Genomic DNA, 16,783 nt, shown 5'->3' on the forward strand with positions numbered 1-16,783 from the left:
TCTTGGCACGCTCTCTGCTAGAGAGGAAATATCCTTCCTCTGAACAACCCATTTTTGAAAAAGGCTTTTCGGGTGGCTCCCGAAAAGCCTTTTTCCTTTTGCGCCTGTCCCCGTCGCCGCTGATCGAGCGTTTCCGCGCCCTTTGCGGGCTGGCCCGCCTCTCACCGCCAGTCGCGCGGATCACCAGGTGTCGCGGGAAACATCCCTCCGCCCCTCCCCGGCGGGTATAAAATACTGCACCCGGCCTCCCAGAGCCCCCCCGGCGGCTTCGGCCCCAACGCGTCGCGCCGCAGCCTGGGCCTGCCACCACGGACACGACAACGCAAATGCCACCACTTCGCGCCGGATGCGGCGACGCGACAGGCGGGGCTCCCAGGCGCATGGTGCAAAACCTTTCTTTTCCATCGGCCCATGGTTCTTGAACATTGCTTCAGGATACGTATTATAGTAACTTTTTTTGGAAGACTCTCTGGCTGTCCCAGGGCCTCGCCCTTGGAACGAAACGGGCAGCCGTACCGGGCGACGTCGACGGAGTGTGCCCATGCCGCTAAAAAGGTCCCAACGCTGGCTCGTTTCTCTCCTGCTCCTGCTCCTCGCCGCCGGGGGCTTTTTCACCTGGTACAAACTCAAGCCCCGCGACCTTGGCGGCGCGTTTGCCGTGGGCAACGGGCGCATCGAGGCCACGGAGGTGGATGTCGCCACCAAACTGGCCGGGCGTCTTACCGCCGTGACCGTGCGGGAAGGCGACGACGTCACGGTGGGGCAGGTGCTGGCCAGGATCGACACCAAGGTCCTCGACGCCGATCTGCGCGAGGCCCAGGCGGCCATCCTCCAGGCCGCGCACAAAAAAGCCAGCGCCGCGGCCTCCGTGGCCCAGCGCCAAAACGAAATCGCCGCCGCCGAGGCCCTGGTGGCCCAGCGGGCAAGCCAGCTCCAACTGGCCGAAATCGAACTGCGCCGCACCAAGGTCCTGCATACCGGCGGCATCGTGGCCCGCGAAAAGCTCGACGTGGACCAGACCGCCCGGGAGACCAACAATGCCCTGCTCGAGGCGGCCAAGGCCCAGGTTTTCGCCGCCAAATCCGCCTTGGAAGCCGCCGAGGCCGGCGTCGAGGAGGCCCAGGCGGCCATCGAGGCGGCCAGGGCCAAGGCCGAGACGATCCAGGCCGACATCGCGGACTGCACCCTGACCGCGCCCATCGACGGCCGGGTGCTCTACCGCCTGGCCGAACCCGGGGAAGTCCTCGGCGTGGGCGGGCGGGTCGTCACCCTGCTCGACCTCACCGACGTCTACATGACCCTTTTTCTGCCCACCTCCCAGGTGGGACGCACGGCCCTCGACGCCGAGGCGCGCATCGTGCTCGACGCCCGGCCGGACCTGTCCATCCCCGGCCGGGTCACCTTCGTCTCGCCCCAGGCCCAGTTCACGCCCAAGGCCGTGGAGACCCGCACCGAGCGCGAGAAGCTGATGTTTCGCATCAAGATCAACATCCTGCCCGGGTTGCTGCGGCGCTACGCCAAGCTGGTAAAAACGGGCCTGCCCGGCGTGGCCTACGTGCGTCTCGATCCCGCGACCCCCTGGCCGCGCGAAGTGCCGCCCGTGGTCGAAGTGAGGGAACCCGCGCCATGACCCCGGCGGGCGCGGCCCGGCTGACCGGCGTGGGCCTGCGCTACGGCAAGGTCGTGGCCCTTGAGGCCGTGGACCTCGACATTCCGTCCGGGCGCATGATCGGGCTTATCGGCCCGGACGGGGTGGGGAAATCGAGCCTGCTCGCCCTGGTGTCCGGGGCGCGGCGCATCCAGCGGGGGACGGTTGCGGTCCTCGGCGGCGACATGGCCGACGCGAAGCACCGGGATGCGGTCTGTCCGCGCATCGCCTACATGCCCCAGGGCCTTGGCAAAAACCTGTACATGACCCTCTCGGTGCGCGAAAACGTGGATTTTTTCGCCCGACTCTTCGGCCTGGGGCCGCGCGAACGCCGCCGTCGCATCGACCGCCTCCTTTCCAGCACCGGCCTGGCCCCTTTTGGCGACCGGGCCGCCGGCAAACTCTCCGGGGGCATGAAGCAAAAGCTCGGCCTGTGCTGCGCCCTGATCCACGACCCGGACCTGCTCCTGCTCGACGAACCGACCACCGGCGTGGACCCGCTTTCCCGCCGCCAGTTCTGGCGGCTTATCGACGACATCCGCGCCGGCCGTCCGGGCATGAGCGTGCTGGTGGCCACGGCCTATATGGAAGAAGCCCAGGGCTTCGACTGGCTGGCGGCCATGGACGCCGGCCGTATCCTGGCCACGGGAACCCCGGCCGAGATGCTTTCCCGTACCGGCGCGCCGGACCTGGACGCGGCCTTTATCCATCTGCTGCCCGAATCCAGGCGGCGCGGGCACAAGACGCTGGTGGTGCCGCCCCTTGCGACCGGGGGGGACGAACCGCCGGCCATCGTGGCCGAAGGGCTGACCATGCGCTTCGGGTCGTTTACCGCCGTGGACCACGTGAATTTCGAGATCCGCCGGGGCGAAATCTTCGGCTTTCTCGGCTCCAACGGCTGCGGCAAGACCACCACCATGAAGATGCTGACCGGGTTGTTGCCGCCGACCGAGGGCCGGGCGCGTCTTTTCGGCAAGGCGGTCGATCCCCGGGACATGGCCACCCGCAAGCGCGTGGGCTACATGACCCAGTCCTTTTCCCTCTACGAAGAGCTGACCGTGCGCCACAACCTCACCCTGCACGCCCAGCTCTTCCAGATGCCCCGGGCCCAAATCCCGGCCCGCGTGGACGAGATGCTCACGCGGTTCAACCTCACCGCCTACGCCGACGAGTTGCCCGAGCGCCTGCCGCTCGGCATCCGCCAGCGCCTGTCCCTGGCCGTGGCCGTGATCCACGGCCCGGAGATGCTGATTCTCGACGAGCCCACCTCGGGGGTCGATCCCGTGGCCCGGGACGGCTTCTGGGAGCTGCTCGTCGATTTGTCGCGCAACCAGGGCGTGACCATCTTCGTGTCCACCCACTTCATGAACGAGGGCGAACGCTGCGACCGCATTTCGCTCATGCACGCGGGCAAGGTCCTGGCCAGCGACGCGCCGGCGGCCCTGGCCAGACTTCGCGGCAAAGCCACCCTGGAAGAAGCCTTCATCGACTACCTCGAGGAAGCCTCGGGCCTGAGCGGCCCCGGCGCCCCGGACAAGGCGGACGCCGCTCCCCTGCCCCAACCGGAGCCCGAGGAAGCCGAACCGGCCCGCATCCCGGGACTGAGCCTCATGCGCCTTTCCGCCTACGCCGGCCGGGAACTTCGGGAAATCCTGCGCGACCCGGTGCGGCTTCTCATCTCGCTTCTGGGCTCGGTGATCCTGCTCGCCATCCTCGGCTACGGCATCACCTTCGATGTGGAAAACCTGCGCTTCGCGGTCCTCGACCGGGACCAGTCGCCCGAGAGCCGGGACTACATCCGCAATTTCAGCGGCTCGCGCTATTTTAAGGAACTCCCTCCCCTGGCCGACACCATGGACATGGACCGCCGCATGGCCACGGGCGACGTGAGCGTGGCCCTGGAGATTCCCCCGGATTTCGGCCAGGACGTGCGGCGCGGGCGCAAGACGACCATCGGCGTCTGGGTGGACGGGGCCATGCCGTTTCGCGGCGAGACCATACGCGGCTACGTGGAGGGCGTGCACAGCCTGTATCTGGCTAACCTCGCCCGCCAAAGCGGCGCGGCGACCGTTGCGGCCCCGGCCGGCGTCCAGGTGCGCTACCGCTACAACCAGGATTTCAAGAGCCTCTACGCCATGGTCCCTGCCGTCATCCCGCTCCTGCTGGTCTTCATCCCGGCCATCATGACGGCCCTTGGCGTGGTGCGGGAAAAGGAGCTCGGCTCCATCGTCAACCTCTACGTCACGCCGGTGACCCGGGTGGAATTTTTGCTCGGCAAGCAACTGCCCTACGTGGCCGTCAGCATGGTCAGCTTTTTCGGCATGTGCGGCCTGGCCGTTTTCGCCTTCCACGTGCCCGTGAAGGGCAGCTTCGCCGCCCTGACGCTCACCGGCCTGGTTTTCGTGATGGTGACCACGGGCATCGGGTTGCTGGTCTCGTCGTTTACCCGCACCCAGATCGCCGCCCTGGCCGTGGCCGCCATCACGACGCTTTTGGCCACCGTCACCTTTTCCGGGCTGACCACGCCTGTTGCGGCGCTTCAAGGACCGGGGGCCTTTATCGGCACCGTGTATCCGGCCACCTATTTCCTCAACATCAGCCGGGGCATTTTCACCAAGGCCCTGTCGCTTCGCGACCTCATTCCGGATTTTCTTGTCCTTTGCGCCTATGTGCCGGCCCTGACCGGCGTCAGCGTCTGGCTGCTGCCCAAGCAGGAGAAATGACCATGCGTCGCCTGCGAAACATATACCGCCTCGGCATCAAGGAACTGTGGGGGTTGTGGCACGACAAGGTGCTGCTGGTGGTCATCGTCTGGGTTTTCACCGGGGGCATTTACGTGGTGGCCCGGGCCACGTCCCAGGAGCTGCACAACGCGCCCATCGCCATTGTCGACGAGGACGATTCGTCGCTGTCCGTGCGCATCACCCAGTCGTTTTACGGCCCCTATTTCAAGACGCCGCGGCGCATCGCCCCGTACGAGATGGACCCGGCCCTGGACGCCGGGCGCTTCATCTTCGTGCTGGATATCCCGCCGGAATTCGAACACGACGTCCTGGCCGGCCGGCAACCGGACATCCAGGTCAACATCGACGCCACCATGATGTCCCAGGCCTATATCGGCGCAAGCTACATCCAGAACATCATTGCCGATGCGGTGCGCGAATTCGTCCAGCGCCACCGTGGCGCGGCGGCCACACCAGTCGCGCTTGCCGTGCGCGTCAAGTTCAACCCCAATCTGACCAGCTCCTGGTTCGGCAGCGTGATGGAGATCATCAACAACATCACCCTGCTTTCCATCCTCCTGGCCGGCGCGGCGCTCGTGCGCGAACGCGAGCGCGGCACCCTGGAGCATTTGCTGGTCATGCCCATCTCGGCTGTGGAGATCCTGGCGGCCAAGATCTGGTCCATGGGCTTCGTGGTGGTGACCGCCGTGGCCTTGTCCCTGGCTTTCGTCGTACGCGGGGCGCTCGGCGTGCCGCTGGCCGGATCGGTGCCGCTTTTCCTCGGCGGCGCGCTGCTCCAGTTCTACGCCACGTCCTGCATCGGCGTCTTTCTCGGCACCATTGCCCGCAACATGCCGCAGCTCGGGCTGTCCATGATCCTGGTCATCCTGCCGCTGGAAATCCTGTCCGGCAGCATCAGCCCCCGGGAGAGCATGCCGGAGCTGGTCCAGGACATCATGCAGATCGCGCCGACCACGCACTTCGTGAGTCTGGCCCAGGCGATTCTCTATCGCGGCGCGGGATTTTCGCTTATCTGGCCGAGCTTCGCGGCCATCGCCGCCATCGGCACGGGCTTTTTCCTGCTGGCCCTGGCCCTTTTCCGCAGGAGTCTGGCCAAGGCGCGATAAGGCGCGCTCCAAAGGAAACAATCGAGCGAAGCGGGGGGAGAAAAACGCCGCGAACGCGGCTCAGGCTTGCTTGGAACCGACGAGCACGGCCTTGTGCTCCTTGCGGCCGGGCCGGTCCTCGGCCGTGATGGTCAGCCGGTAGTCGTACAGATGCGTTTGGGCCAGCCGCACCAGTGACGCCCGGGAAAAAAAGTGCAGGCACATGGGGTCGGCGCGGCCGCTGTCCCCCACGGGGAGGATGCAGAAGATCCGGCCGCCCGGGGCGAGCAGGCGCATCCACGAGGCGAACGCCGCCTGCGGGCACGGTTCGTATTGGAGCACGAAATAGGCCAGCACCACGTCGAAGGCCCCGATCGGCGGCGCGCACCGGTCCACCGTGCCGGCCCGGATGTCCCGGCCGAAAGCCGCTCTCCCCCGTCGGGTCATGGTCTCGTTGATGTCGCAACCGGCGACGGTGTGCCCCCGGCGACCAAGCGCGTCGATGAGCCGCCCCTCCAGGCAGCCCACCTCGAACACGCGGCGCGGCGGCCCGGACCGAAACCCCGCTTCGGGAATGTACCACTCCAGCTCGTCGAATCGCCCGGCCAGCCAGCCTTCCCACTGGGCGTCGTCCTCCAGGGAAAAAATCCCCTGCCGGTTGTAGTTGGCGGCAAAGTAGGACTCGCCCTGAAACCAGGCCCAAATCTCCTGGGCGGACGGCTGGTCCTGTACGAAAGCGTGGCCGCAGTCCCGGCAGCGGGCGCTACGCCGCATGTGGGCGATTATGGCCACGATATCGAATACGCCGCCGCAGATGGGGCACGCGTTGTGGGTGATGCCGGTCATGACCTGCCTGTCCTTTCGCGCCGCCCGCTCAATCGACGATCTTGTCCTGGGCGTCGATGTAGTGCTTCGGGTCGGTGATCGGCGCGGGCGTGACAATGGGCGCGGCCTCGTCAAAGCCGAAAAACGAGGCGTAGTCGCCGTGGAAGCCGTCGCAGATGCCCCGCGCGCCGCAGGCGTCGCAGGCCGGGGCGTACCTGTAGCCGCAATGCTCCACGGCCCGGATGCGGGCGTTTTCGCGGTAAAGCTCCTCGGTGGTGAAACGCTCGGCCACTTCGGCCGGGATGGCCCGGTAGAGCGGCGAGCGCAGGTTGGCCTCGCGCAGGGTAATGAGCGGCGACAGCTCGCCGTCGCGCATGCGCTGGGGCTTCATGTCCGTCCAGGACCAGGAGGCGTAGTCCCACTCGTGGGAGTCGTAGGGCAGCTGCTGGAAGTCGTAGATGTTTTTCCGATAGGCGTCCGGCACTTGGCACAGGGGAAAATAGCGCACGTTGGCCTCGATGCCGGCGCGCCCCAGGCTGTCCAGGGCAGCGACCAGGGCTGGCGTCACCTCGCCGTAGGCCGGCACGTCCTTGCGGGAGCGCTCGCCGGTCTGCTGGTCCTCGAAGGGATTAAAGGCGATAAAATTGACCACCCGCGCCCCGACATCGGCGGCAAGCTGGGCCACATCGCCAAGCTGCGGCAGGGCGGAGCGCGTCAGCACGCAATTAAACCGCACGGGCAGCCCCACGGCCAGGCAATTGGACAAGGCGTCCATCTGCTTCTTGTGCGCGCCGGGCACGCCGACCACGTCGTCGTAACTGTCCCCCAGGCCGTGGACGCTGACGAGCAGATCGCGCACGCCGGCCTCGGCCAGACGCCGGCAGGCCTGCCGGTTGGCCAGGGCCAGACCGTTGGTGATGAGCGTCGGCGTCAGCCCGATGTTCGCGCAGTGCTCGCAGAGGCGCTCGATGCCCGGGAAAATGGTGGGCTCGCCGCCTTGGATGTCGATGGCCCGGTTGTCGTAGTGGCCGCGCAGGGTATCGACGATGGCGGTCGCCTTTTCCAGGCCCATGAAGGGATGCTCGGGGTGGTCCTTGGCTTCGATGCGCGTCTGGAAATAGCAGAACCGGCAGCGCAGGTTGCAGGTCTGGCCCAGCCAGACCACGCCGCGCCTGGTCAGGGAGCGTTTTTTCGTCGTGGGGAGGCGCGCCGACGCGTTCATGCCCGCTCCTCCGTCGCCCCGGCCGCGTCCCCGGCCGTTTCCCCGGTTTCGAGACGCCGGGCGATGCGCGCCCGGCAGGCCAGCTCCTCGCCGCGATCGATGGCCGACATGTACCAGTTGGGCCCAGGATGCCAGTCGGCTTCCAGGCCGCCGTGGAAGACCTCCACCTTGCCGGCCGCCGCCTTGGGCGAACCGAGGGCGGTAAGCCGCCGCAGGTTCCCCGGGCTCACGTCGTCGATGCCCTGCGCGCTCGGCCGGCGCGGCAAGGCGATGGCGCAGCCGCAATGCGGGCAGGCGCGCGCCATCTGGTCCCCATAATCGCCGGGAGCGCGTTTCCACCAGCCGGGCTCGACGGGCCAGCCGCCCGGGCCGTCGAACAGCATGTCCAGACTTGCGGCAACCTCGCAGAAAAACGCGCCCTTGGGCGTGATGGACGCCGACCAGTAACGCTGCACCCAGCAGTCGTCGATGAGCCGCCACATTTCCTCGGGATCGGCGACGACCTCCTCGGCCGCCACCAGCACGGGCTGGTGCAGGATCTTGTCCAGGCTGTGGTCGTTAAACGACTGGTAGCCGAACACCTCGCGGATCAGCGTCCCGTATTTTTGGCCCAGGGCCTTGGGCACGGTGGACCACAGGCCCCGGCGTTTGCGGTCCGGGACGACCGAAGCCAGGTAGGCGGCCATGGCGGCGAAGTCCGGGTGCACCAGCGGTTCGCCGCCGATCATGCCGACGACGCCGGGAAAATCGGCCAGCGAATCGACCGCCCGCCGAAACGTGTCCATGTCCATAAAAAACGGCTCGCGGTGATGCCCGACCAGCCGCGTGCAGTTGGAGCAGCGGTTGGGACAGGCATTGGTCACATCGATCTGGATGATCTGCATCCGGGAAAGGGGAATCATGTCGCCTGCCTCCCATCCGGCCGCGCGGGGCCGGGCCTTTCGTCCCGCGTCGCCGCGACCGGCAAAATCTTGAATTTCTCGCTGACCGGGGTCCGCGAGCGCGCCCAGGCGGCCCGTGTCGCCAGCCACAGGTAATGCGCCGTGGCGCGGGGAAAGATCTCCGGATACCGGGCCACCAGCCCCGGCAGCTCGGCGGGCCTGACCAGACGCAGCAGGAACCGGACCAGCCCCTTGCCCATGAAGATGGGATAAAAGAGGTCCCTGTTCTCGCACACGTGGCGGATGATGGTCTGCCGGAAAAGGTCGTGGGGCGGGTGTTTGTCCAGGTCGCCCACGCTGTTGATGTTGCCGAGCACCGGGTTGGAGCCGAAGTTGTTTTGCCCGTGGCGGCGGTAGCAGCCGTGGATGGTGGGCACGAGCAGCGAGTCGCCGATCAGGTGGCAGAAATGGGCGATGTAATAGTCGGCGCAGATGCGGAAGGTGGTCCCGTCCCGGGGCATGATCCGCTCCACGGTGCTGCGCCGGAATACCATGGAGCTGGAGGTGGCCCAGACCCAAAATCCCTTCTGGAAGCTCGTTTTGCGCACGTGGCGGAAATAGCCCTTGGACTGGTGGTCCATGTGCTGCCCGGCGATCACCTCGCCCGCGCCGTTAATCTGGTACTGGTTGGTGCTGGTCATGGCCACCGTGGCCACGGCGAGGTGCGCCCGCATGTGGGCGGTCAGGAAATCGGGCAACAGCACGTCGTCGGCGTCGAGCATGACCACGAAGCTGCCCGTGGCCCGGTCCAGGCCGTCGCGAAAGGCCTCCATCTGGCCGCCGTTGACCGGGCGCTCGATGAGCCTGAAGCGCTCGGGCGCGGCGGCGCTTGCCAGAAACGCCCGAACCCGGGCCACGGAATCGTCCGTGGAGGCGTCGTCGACCACGAGGCATTCCCAGTTGTCGTAGTCCTGGCCGGCCACGGAGGCCAGGCAGTCGGTGATGTAGCGGCCGTAGTTGTAGCTGGTGAGGATAAAGCTCACCCGGGGGCACGTCACCGGGACGGCAAAAAGACGCGTATCCTCCAACGCCCCGGGCAGGGCAACGGGCGGGCCGGCCTCGGCGGCGTCGCGCGCGGCCGCGATCCTCTCGTGGACGTTCATCGCGCCGCATCCCCCTTCCGGCCCAGCCGGTAGTCTTCCAGAAACGCGGCCAGGGCTACATCCGCCTCCTCCCGCACCCGGAAGGTCTCTGTCTTGTCGCAGGGCAGCCCGGCCACCTTGGGCATGCAGGCAAACACCCGGCTCCAATGGGTCAGGTAGGCCGGAGCCGGCCGGTGGAGCTGCGGGATGAGCTGACGGTCCACGGTCTTGTGCAGCCAGATCGGGAAAAAGTCCCCGCCGCCGTCAACGCGCGCCATAAGCTGCGGATCGACGGGGCACAGGGGCAAAAGTCGCGCCGTAAGCGGGTCCTCGAGCAGGGTATGGTACATCTTCTCCAGCATCCGGCCGTCCAGAAAGGGCATGTTCCAGGGCAGAAAAAAGGTCAGGTCGGCCTGGGTTCCGGTCTCCAGGGTCAGCTGGAACTCCCGGAACAGGTTTTGCCCCTCGATATTGAGAAAATTGCAGGGATGGCCCCGGAAAAATTCCGGGCAGGCCATGGTCCTGGCCCCGAGCCCCTCCCCCGCCGCCGCGATCGCGGGAACGTCGGTCACGACGCACACCGTATCCACGGCCCCGCTTTCCCGGCAATGTCGCGCCACCCGCGCAAGCAGCCCTTCCCCGGCGAGCCGCCGGTCCCACAGCGCCGCCGTGCCCGGATCGAGCCAGGACAAGGCCAGAATGACGGCGGAGGTGTTCATGGCGCCCCCTCCTCCCGCGCCCGGTCGGAAAGGTAATGCAGGGCAAAGGGGATGTCGTCCGCGTGCTGGAAATCGAAGCCCTCCCGGGACGACACCTCGTGGTAGCGCGTGACGATGTCGCCGGTATTGGGCATGGTATGATCGACCACGGCCGCGCCGACCATGCGGAAAAGCGGCGGATTGGCGTCCGGTGCCCGGTCCGTGTCGTTCCAGATCGGAAACAGCCGGCCATTGGCGGAATTTTCCAGGCACAGCCCGCCGGCCACCCGGCTGACGGCCTGGACGCGAAACACATGGCCCCGGCTCCCGCGCAAGAGGTCATACATGGTCCGCAGGCTCTCCGGCCGCAGGCACACGCAGTTGCAATTGAGCGGCACCACGTAGTCGTAACGCCGGCTCAGATGCTCTTCCATTTGCTTGTCCTGGGTGCGGCACCACTCGCCGAACGTCCAGCTGCCGCCGAAATAATGCACCATGTCCCTGGGGCGCGGCAGGGCCACGGCCCCGGCCTCCCGGGCGACGTCGGCCAGTTGCGCGTCCTCGGTCCAGACGAAGACCGTGTCGATGAAACCGGCCTGCCGCAGGATGTCGATGGCCCAGGCCAGGACCGGCCTGCCGTGGAGCCGAAAGGCGTTTTTCCGGTAGAGCGTGGAACCGCCGCCCCGGGCCATGATGAGCCCCACCACCAACGGATCAGTTGCCATGGCGACAAGCCTCCGGTGTCGGTTGCGTTCCCACGAAAAGCGTCCCCAGCCGCTGGCGCAGCCGGCTAAGCCAGATGCGGCCTGGAACGGGCGGCGGCGGCACAAAGGCGGTCTGGGGCGGATCGATGACCATGAGCCGGGCGTCAAAGGGACTGCGGTCATAAGCCAAGCGCGTCAGGCGGAACCGGACATAGCGGCGCAAAAGCCCCCGGCCGCAGGGCGCGAACGTGTCCGCGTGGTCCGTAAGAATCCGGCGCATCTCGTCGTAGCGGGCCAGCCGGTACAGCATGACCAGCACCCCCACCGGTCCGAAAATGGGCCTGAAGCGGTCGTAATGGGCCAGCACATGGGCGATCATGGCCCGGCGAAACGCGTCGTGGGGCGGATGTCTGGCCACGTCGCCCAGGGCGTTTATGGCCCCGACCAGCGGGTTGGCGCTGAAATTGTTCTCCCCATGGCGGCGGTAGCAGCCGTGGATGGTGGGAATGAGGATGGAATTGCCGACCTGCTGGCAGAAATGGGCGATGTAGTAGTCGGCGCAGATGGGAAAGGACACGCCGGGATCGGGCAGGATCAGGTCCAGGGTGGCCCGGCGAAAAACCATGGAACTGGCCGTGGCCCAGATCCACCAGGTTTTCTGGAACACCTGCTGGGGCACGTAGCGGTAAAACCCCTTGGCCAGATGGTCCGGGTGGTCGCCGCCGATGACCGCGCCGGAGGCGTCGATCTGGTACTGGTTGGAGCTCGTGAAGGCCACGGCCTTGGTGCCGAGGTGCACGGCCATGTGTGTTTCCAGGAAATCGGGCAGCAGCACGTCGTCGGCGTCGAGCATCATGACGAAGGGGCCCCTGGCCAGGGCCAGGCCGTCCCGAAACGCCTCCATCTGGCCGCCGTTGCCCTCCCGCCGGACGTAACGAAAGGCCGCCCCGCTCCCCGGCCCGGCCAGATAGGCGGTCAGGACCTCGTGCGTGTCGTCCGTGGAGGCGTCGTCCACGACAACGCACTCCCAGGCCGTGTAGGTCTGGCCGCGCACGGACTCCAGACACGCGACGATGAACCGGGCGTAGTTGTGGCTGGTGACGATGATGGAAACGAGCGGCCGGTCGACGCCGACGGCTTCCAGTCTGGGATCCCATGCAAACATGTTTTTTCCGGCTCTCCGACAAATATCCTGCCCCGTTGGGGCGCCCGTTCACGATAGCGCCAACGCCTTGGCCTGACGCGAAAATTTGCTTCCCGGAACATACGCCAGCCGGCTTCGGGGCGTAAAGGACCCGGGCACTGCGCCGCGCATGGCGGGGAAACCCTTTCCCGGCTCGTGGCGACCGGACCAGGTGGCGGCCGGCATCCCCCTGGACCAGACGGCGCTTTGTCCCGTACATCCGGGGAGGCGTCCGACCCGCAACCGGGAAAAAACGGCCGTGATACGAACCGCATGCGCCGATCATGCCAAACTTTCGCCGGTCCCGCGAGGTGCCGCGCCATGCCGCAATCAGCCCCCTTCCCCACGGTGTCCGTGGTCGTGCCGGCCTACAACCAGGCCCGCTATTTGCGTGCCTGCCTGGATTCCCTGTGGTTTCAGGACTATCCGGCCCTGGAAATCGTAGTCGTGGACGACGCCTCGACCGACGACACCCGGGGCGAACTGGCCCACTTCCAGGACGACCTGGAACATCGCCAGACCTCGTTCGCCAGCCATTACGACGCGGACAACGACGTCATCGAGCGAACCCGGCACCCGGTCTACCGCACCGCCGGCCGCGCCTTGCGCATCGTGCGCCACGAGCGCAACCAGGGACTCGGCCAGACGCTCAATACCGGCATCGCCGCCAGTTCGGGCGACTACTGCACCTACGTGCCCTGCGACGATCTGGCCTATCCCCACATGCTGGCCAGCCTCGTCGCCGCGCTTACGGAAAGCGGCGCGGATTTCGCCTACGCCGACATGCACATCGTGGACGACGCCATGCGCGTGCTGCGCCGCTTCGCCCTGCCGGACTACGGCTTTACGGCCTGCTTCGGGAACTGGTACCTGCTTGGCGTGTGCAAGCTCTACGCGCGCGCCCTGCACGACCGCTGCGGCCTCTACGACCCGGCGCTCCTGGCCCACGACCACGACATGTTCCAGCGCTTCGCCCTGGCCGGGGCGCGCTTCGTCCACGTGCCCCAAGCGCTCATGGCCGTGCGGGACCATCCCCAAAGCCGGCGGGTGGACATCCACGCCCCGGACAACTGGGCCCGGCTTCTGGAAGAGTCCAAGGCACTCGTGCGGCAAGCCCGGGCGGCCGTGGCCAGGGGGGACGTCGCGCCATGACCTTTCCCGGCGTCGCTTTTCACACGCCAGGACACCTCGGCCGCGGCGCGGTGCTCGACCTGGGGCTACGCTGCCCCCACTCCTGCGCCTTCTGCTATTACAGCTTCTTGGAAGGCGGACCGGAACAATTTTCCGCCCTGCGCCGGGCCAAAATGCGCGATACCGCCTCGTGCCGCGCCATCGTCCGGGCCATTGCCGCCAATGGGCTAACCCATCTCGACATCACCGGCGGCGAGCCGACCGTGCACAAGGGACTGCCGGAGATCGTGTCCGAAGCCGTCGCCGCCGGGCTGGCCGTGCGCTGCATCACCCTCGGGCAGTTTCTCCTGCGCGAGCGCGACGGGCGCACGCTCCTCGACCGGCTCCTCGAAGCGGGCCTGACGGACCTGCTCTTTTCGCTCCATGCCGCCGACGCGGACGCCTTTGCCGCCACCTGCGGCGGGTCGCTCGCCACCCTGCTCGCGGCCATGGACGCCCTGGACGCGCGCGGCTTCCAGTACGCCTGCAACACGGTCATGCTGGAGCGAAACCGCCGCAGCCTCCCGGACATCGCCCGGCTGGCCGTCTCCCGAGGCGTCTACGCCGTCAACTTCATCGCCTTTAACGCCTACCATGCCTGGCGCGGCATGGAGCAAGCCGCCGCCCTGGCCGCGTCGTACACGAAAATCCGGCCCTATCTGGAAGAAGCCGTGGCCATCCTGACCGCCGGCCGGGTCGCGGCCAACATCCGCTACGTGCCGTTGTGCGCCTTTCCGTCCCTGGCCGCCCATGTGGTCGGGGTCCTCGGCGTGCCCTACGACCCCTACGAATGGCGCAACCGCTGCCTCAACCACGACCAGCCGCCGGCCTACTGCGCCGAGCCCCTGGCAATTCCGGCAAGCGGCGTGCGCCCGGTTCATGCCTTCTCGCCGCTTGCCGAAACGCTCCCCGACGGCACAACGCTTTGCGGCATGCGCGGTGACCGCTTCAAGCTCTTCCCGGCCCAGTGCGCCGACTGCCCGGCCCGAGACGCCTGCGACGGCGTGGACCCGGTGTACCTGGGCCGCCACGGCGCCTCGGAACTCGCGCCTCTCCGCGAAACAACCGTCGGGCCGCTGCTCCGAAAACGCCTGGACTACCTCCCCGCCTTTCTGGTCAAGGTCCGCCCCGACGCCGACATGCGCGGCGCTATGCGTGAGGAATGGGGGGGAGGAAAAAAGGAAACTGGGGGGAAACCTTTCTGAAGAAAGGTTTCCCCCCAGGCCCCCCTTCCCAAGACTTTCAATAGAATTCAGTTGGTACGGTGAAAATCGTATCCATTGAAAACTTTAGGAAGGGGAGAGCGCGAGAGGGGAGAACCCTTTCTTGAAAGGGTTTCCCCTCTCGCACCCTCTTCCCTCCTAATGCTCTTCAATTCCCGGAAATTTCTCAACATCGGTAACGAGGCGGCGGTCGCGGGACAGGGGACGCTGCCGGTGGCGTTTGGCGAGGTGTTCCGACCACCAGCCGTGGTAATCGGCGAGGGACTGCACATCCAGGGCTTCGTGGTCCATGCGGGTGGCGACTTCCAGGTAGGCGTCGAGGTTGGTCAGGTCCGGTCGCGGCAGCCGGCCGGCTTTGAATGCTTCGAAGGCCTGGGCGTAGAGTTCTTCGAGCTTGCCGACGAGCAGCTGCATATTGAAGAGCACGCAGGAATCGTGGGCGTCGCGCAGCTTTTCCCGCACGACCCGCAGGGCCTCGGGGTCCTTGCCGAAGGCCACGGCCCGCTGGATAAAGGCCTCGGGCGTCTCGCACACCATTTCCGGCAATCCGGCCGCGCGCACCAGGCTGCCGCAGACCCGGGAGGCGAACGATCGGCCGCTCAGGGTCAGGACCGGCACGCCCATCCACAAGGCGTCCGAGGCGGTAGTGTGCGCGCCGTAGGGCGTGGTGTCCAAAAAGAGGTCCGCCAGGGGATAGCGGGCCAGATGGTTCGGATTCTTGACCTTGGGCGCGAACACGAGCCGTTCCCCGGCGATGCCGCGTCCGGCCGCGTAGTCGCGCAGCCGCTTCTCCACCGTCTCGGGGCCGCCGAGCAGCCATAGCACGCTCCCCGGCACCTCGGCCAGGATCGACAGCCAGCGCTCGAAGGTGAACCGGTGCACCTTGTGCAGGCCGTTGAAGCAGCAATAGACCATGGCATCTTCCGGCAGGCCCGCCTCCGCCCGGGTGGGACGTTCCGGGGCCACGGTCCTTGTCCGGTTGCTCGGCTGGTAGCACGGCAGGCGCAGGACCTCTTCCGTATAATAGAGCTCGTGATCCTTGGGGATGATCCAGTCGTCGGCGATGATGTAGTGATGGTAGGGGCTGGCCATGGTGCCGGGATAGCCCAGCCAGTTGATGATGACCGGCGCGGGGCGCAGGGCGATCAATTTGAGGCGCGCGTCCCGGGTGTAGCCGTTGCAGTCGACCAGGATATGGATGCCGTCGTCGACGATTTTTTGGGCCGCCGCCGCATCGTCCAGGTGGCTGATCGACGTCCAGTGGTCGGCTTCGGCCTTGTACTTCGCGTGCAGGTCGTCGGTGGCCTCGATGCCGCAGTAGTAGGCGTGGACCTCCACCTTGCTCCTGTCGTGGAGCCCGAAGATTTCGGTCATGAGGTAGCCCATGGCGTGTTCGCGCATATCCGAAGAAAGGTAGCCGATGCGCAGCTTGCCGGTCTGCTCCATGGCCTTGGGCCAGGCGAAATGCGCCCCCTCGGGCTGGCCGACATCGAGCAGGTTGTACCTGGCGGCGATGGCCAACTGCAAAACGGGGTCGTCGGCAAAGGCCCCGGCGGAAAGGGGCGACATGCCCTCGAGGAGCAGCGTGCGGTCCACCCGCTCCGAGGGCAAAAGCACCGGCCACTCGCATTGCCGCTGCCTAAGCGCGACCAGATGCTGGATGACCTCCCGCTGCTGTCGGTCCAGTTCCAGGCTCTCCCGCAGCATGTTTTCCGCGCTCTCGTCCTGGCTCAACGCCTCCAGCGCCCGGGCGCTCTGGTTGAGAGCCGTGGTCTTGTGCATGACGGACGTGCCGGTGACGCCCCCCATTTTGGCCAGGCCGGCCGACCACTGGATGACGGCCAGGCCGATCTTGCCCTGCCGCTCGTAGATGCGCCCGAGATTGATGTAGGCCGGCATGAATTCCGGATGTTGGGTGATGGCCTGCTCGAGGCATTCCCGGGCCGCGTCCAGCTTGCCGACGTCCTGAAGCGCGACCGAATAGTTGAAGAGCACCGCGTAGCGCAACGGATCGTCGGGATGGTGCCCCAGCCAGGCGGCGTAGACCGTCTCGATCGAGGCCGTCTGTCCGCTGCGCTTGAGGGTTTCCGCCGTCTTGATGAGGTCGGTGACACTAAACGAGGCCGTCATGGACTGGAGCAAGGCCGGAGACAGAATATCGTTGGTCATGATGCCGCCTGAATATTTGCGAGGTGTAAGGTGATGCCGTCAGCCCCGATGCGGGGCGACGCCGCCTGGAAACGGCGTCGCTTCATGTC

General features: G+C 66.7%; 13 protein-coding genes. 5 read left to right on the forward strand and 8 right to left on the reverse strand.

All coding sequences use genetic code 11. From position 1 onward, the window contains the following. The first annotated feature begins 541 nt into the window (after window positions 1-541). The 3 genes from K9F62_00065 to K9F62_00075 are packed head-to-tail and all read left to right on the forward strand — an operon-like array spanning window position 542 to window position 5,498. On the forward strand, window positions 542-1,630 hold the full coding sequence (locus K9F62_00065; protein ID UJX41138.1) for an efflux RND transporter periplasmic adaptor subunit: 1,089 nt from the start codon (window positions 542-544) through the stop codon (window positions 1,628-1,630). Further along, window positions 1,627-4,371: a ribosome-associated ATPase/putative transporter RbbA gene (rbbA, locus tag K9F62_00070; protein UJX41139.1), complete on the forward strand. Its 2,745-nt coding sequence runs from the start codon at window positions 1,627-1,629 to the stop codon at window positions 4,369-4,371. The genes K9F62_00065 and rbbA overlap by 4 nt, the downstream gene beginning before the upstream one ends. Further along, window positions 4,368-5,498 (forward strand): ABC transporter permease, encoded by a 1,131-nt coding sequence (locus K9F62_00075; GenBank protein UJX41140.1) that lies wholly within the window; start codon window positions 4,368-4,370, stop codon window positions 5,496-5,498. The genes rbbA and K9F62_00075 overlap by 4 nt, the downstream gene beginning before the upstream one ends. A 60-nt stretch (window positions 5,499-5,558) precedes the next feature. Here K9F62_00075 and K9F62_00080 read toward each other — a convergent pair whose 3' ends face one another. Genes K9F62_00080 through K9F62_00110 form a run of 7 tightly spaced genes read right to left on the reverse strand, consistent with a single transcriptional unit; the run spans window position 5,559 to window position 12,114 of the window. Next, entirely contained in the window at window positions 5,559-6,323 is a 765-nt protein-coding gene (locus K9F62_00080; GenBank protein ID UJX41141.1) for a class I SAM-dependent methyltransferase, read from the reverse strand. Window positions 6,324-6,351: 28 nt separating this feature from the next. Then, window positions 6,352-7,524, reverse strand: coding sequence for a radical SAM protein (locus K9F62_00085; GenBank protein ID UJX41142.1), 1,173 nt, complete (start codon window positions 7,522-7,524; stop codon window positions 6,352-6,354). Then, window positions 7,521-8,426 carry a radical SAM protein gene (locus K9F62_00090; protein ID UJX41143.1) on the reverse strand — a complete coding sequence of 302 codons (906 nt, stop codon included), beginning with the start codon at window positions 8,424-8,426 and terminating at the stop codon, window positions 7,521-7,523. The genes K9F62_00085 and K9F62_00090 overlap by 4 nt, the downstream gene beginning before the upstream one ends. After that, window positions 8,423-9,568, reverse strand: a complete 1,146-nt coding sequence (locus tag K9F62_00095; GenBank protein UJX41144.1) for a glycosyltransferase — start codon at window positions 9,566-9,568, stop codon at window positions 8,423-8,425. Before K9F62_00095 ends, K9F62_00090 begins: the two co-directional genes overlap by 4 nt. Beyond that, on the reverse strand, window positions 9,565-10,266 hold the full coding sequence (locus K9F62_00100) for a hypothetical protein (GenBank protein UJX41145.1): 702 nt from the start codon (window positions 10,264-10,266) through the stop codon (window positions 9,565-9,567). The genes K9F62_00095 and K9F62_00100 overlap by 4 nt, the downstream gene beginning before the upstream one ends. Beyond that, on the reverse strand, window positions 10,263-10,970 hold the full coding sequence (locus K9F62_00105; GenBank protein ID UJX41146.1) for a hypothetical protein: 708 nt from the start codon (window positions 10,968-10,970) through the stop codon (window positions 10,263-10,265). The genes K9F62_00100 and K9F62_00105 overlap by 4 nt, the downstream gene beginning before the upstream one ends. Next, window positions 10,960-12,114, reverse strand: coding sequence for a glycosyltransferase (locus tag K9F62_00110; GenBank protein UJX41147.1), 1,155 nt, complete (start codon window positions 12,112-12,114; stop codon window positions 10,960-10,962). The genes K9F62_00105 and K9F62_00110 overlap by 11 nt, the downstream gene beginning before the upstream one ends. A gap of 339 nt (window positions 12,115-12,453) precedes the next feature. On the opposite strand from K9F62_00110, the gene K9F62_00115 reads away from it, so the two are divergent. Then, on the forward strand, window positions 12,454-13,284 hold the full coding sequence (locus K9F62_00115) for a glycosyltransferase (GenBank protein UJX41148.1): 831 nt from the start codon (window positions 12,454-12,456) through the stop codon (window positions 13,282-13,284). Next, window positions 13,281-14,507, forward strand: coding sequence for a radical SAM protein (locus K9F62_00120; GenBank protein ID UJX41149.1), 1,227 nt, complete (start codon window positions 13,281-13,283; stop codon window positions 14,505-14,507). Before K9F62_00115 ends, K9F62_00120 begins: the two co-directional genes overlap by 4 nt. A gap of 156 nt (window positions 14,508-14,663) precedes the next feature. Here K9F62_00120 and K9F62_00125 read toward each other — a convergent pair whose 3' ends face one another. Further along, on the reverse strand, window positions 14,664-16,694 hold the full coding sequence (locus K9F62_00125; GenBank protein UJX41150.1) for a glycosyl transferase: 2,031 nt from the start codon (window positions 16,692-16,694) through the stop codon (window positions 14,664-14,666). Window positions 16,695-16,783: the final 89 nt, after the last annotated feature.

It is taken from the genome of Desulfovibrio sp. JY (assembly GCA_021730285.1).
Lineage (GTDB): Bacteria > Desulfobacterota > Desulfovibrionia > Desulfovibrionales > Desulfovibrionaceae > Solidesulfovibrio.

Bases quoted from the DNA above. Each gene is read 5' to 3' on its own strand.
- K9F62_00065 (UJX41138.1), top strand. From the start codon at position 542: ATGCCGCTAAAAAGGTCCCAACGCTGGCTCGTTTCTCTCCTGCTCCTG.
- rbbA (UJX41139.1), top strand. From the start codon at position 1,627: ATGACCCCGGCGGGCGCGGCCCGGCTGACCGGCGTGGGCCTGCGCTAC.
- K9F62_00075 (UJX41140.1), top strand. From the start codon at position 4,368: ATGACCATGCGTCGCCTGCGAAACATATACCGCCTCGGCATCAAGGAA.
- K9F62_00080 (UJX41141.1), bottom strand. From the start codon at position 6,323: ATGACCGGCATCACCCACAACGCGTGCCCCATCTGCGGCGGCGTATTC.
- K9F62_00085 (UJX41142.1), bottom strand. From the start codon at position 7,524: ATGAACGCGTCGGCGCGCCTCCCCACGACGAAAAAACGCTCCCTGACC.
- K9F62_00090 (UJX41143.1), bottom strand. From the start codon at position 8,426: ATGATTCCCCTTTCCCGGATGCAGATCATCCAGATCGATGTGACCAAT.
- K9F62_00095 (UJX41144.1), bottom strand. From the start codon at position 9,568: ATGAACGTCCACGAGAGGATCGCGGCCGCGCGCGACGCCGCCGAGGCC.
- K9F62_00100 (UJX41145.1), bottom strand. From the start codon at position 10,266: ATGAACACCTCCGCCGTCATTCTGGCCTTGTCCTGGCTCGATCCGGGC.
- K9F62_00105 (UJX41146.1), bottom strand. From the start codon at position 10,970: ATGGCAACTGATCCGTTGGTGGTGGGGCTCATCATGGCCCGGGGCGGC.
- K9F62_00110 (UJX41147.1), bottom strand. From the start codon at position 12,114: ATGTTTGCATGGGATCCCAGACTGGAAGCCGTCGGCGTCGACCGGCCG.
- K9F62_00115 (UJX41148.1), top strand. From the start codon at position 12,454: ATGCCGCAATCAGCCCCCTTCCCCACGGTGTCCGTGGTCGTGCCGGCC.
- K9F62_00120 (UJX41149.1), top strand. From the start codon at position 13,281: ATGACCTTTCCCGGCGTCGCTTTTCACACGCCAGGACACCTCGGCCGC.
- K9F62_00125 (UJX41150.1), bottom strand. From the start codon at position 16,694: ATGACCAACGATATTCTGTCTCCGGCCTTGCTCCAGTCCATGACGGCC.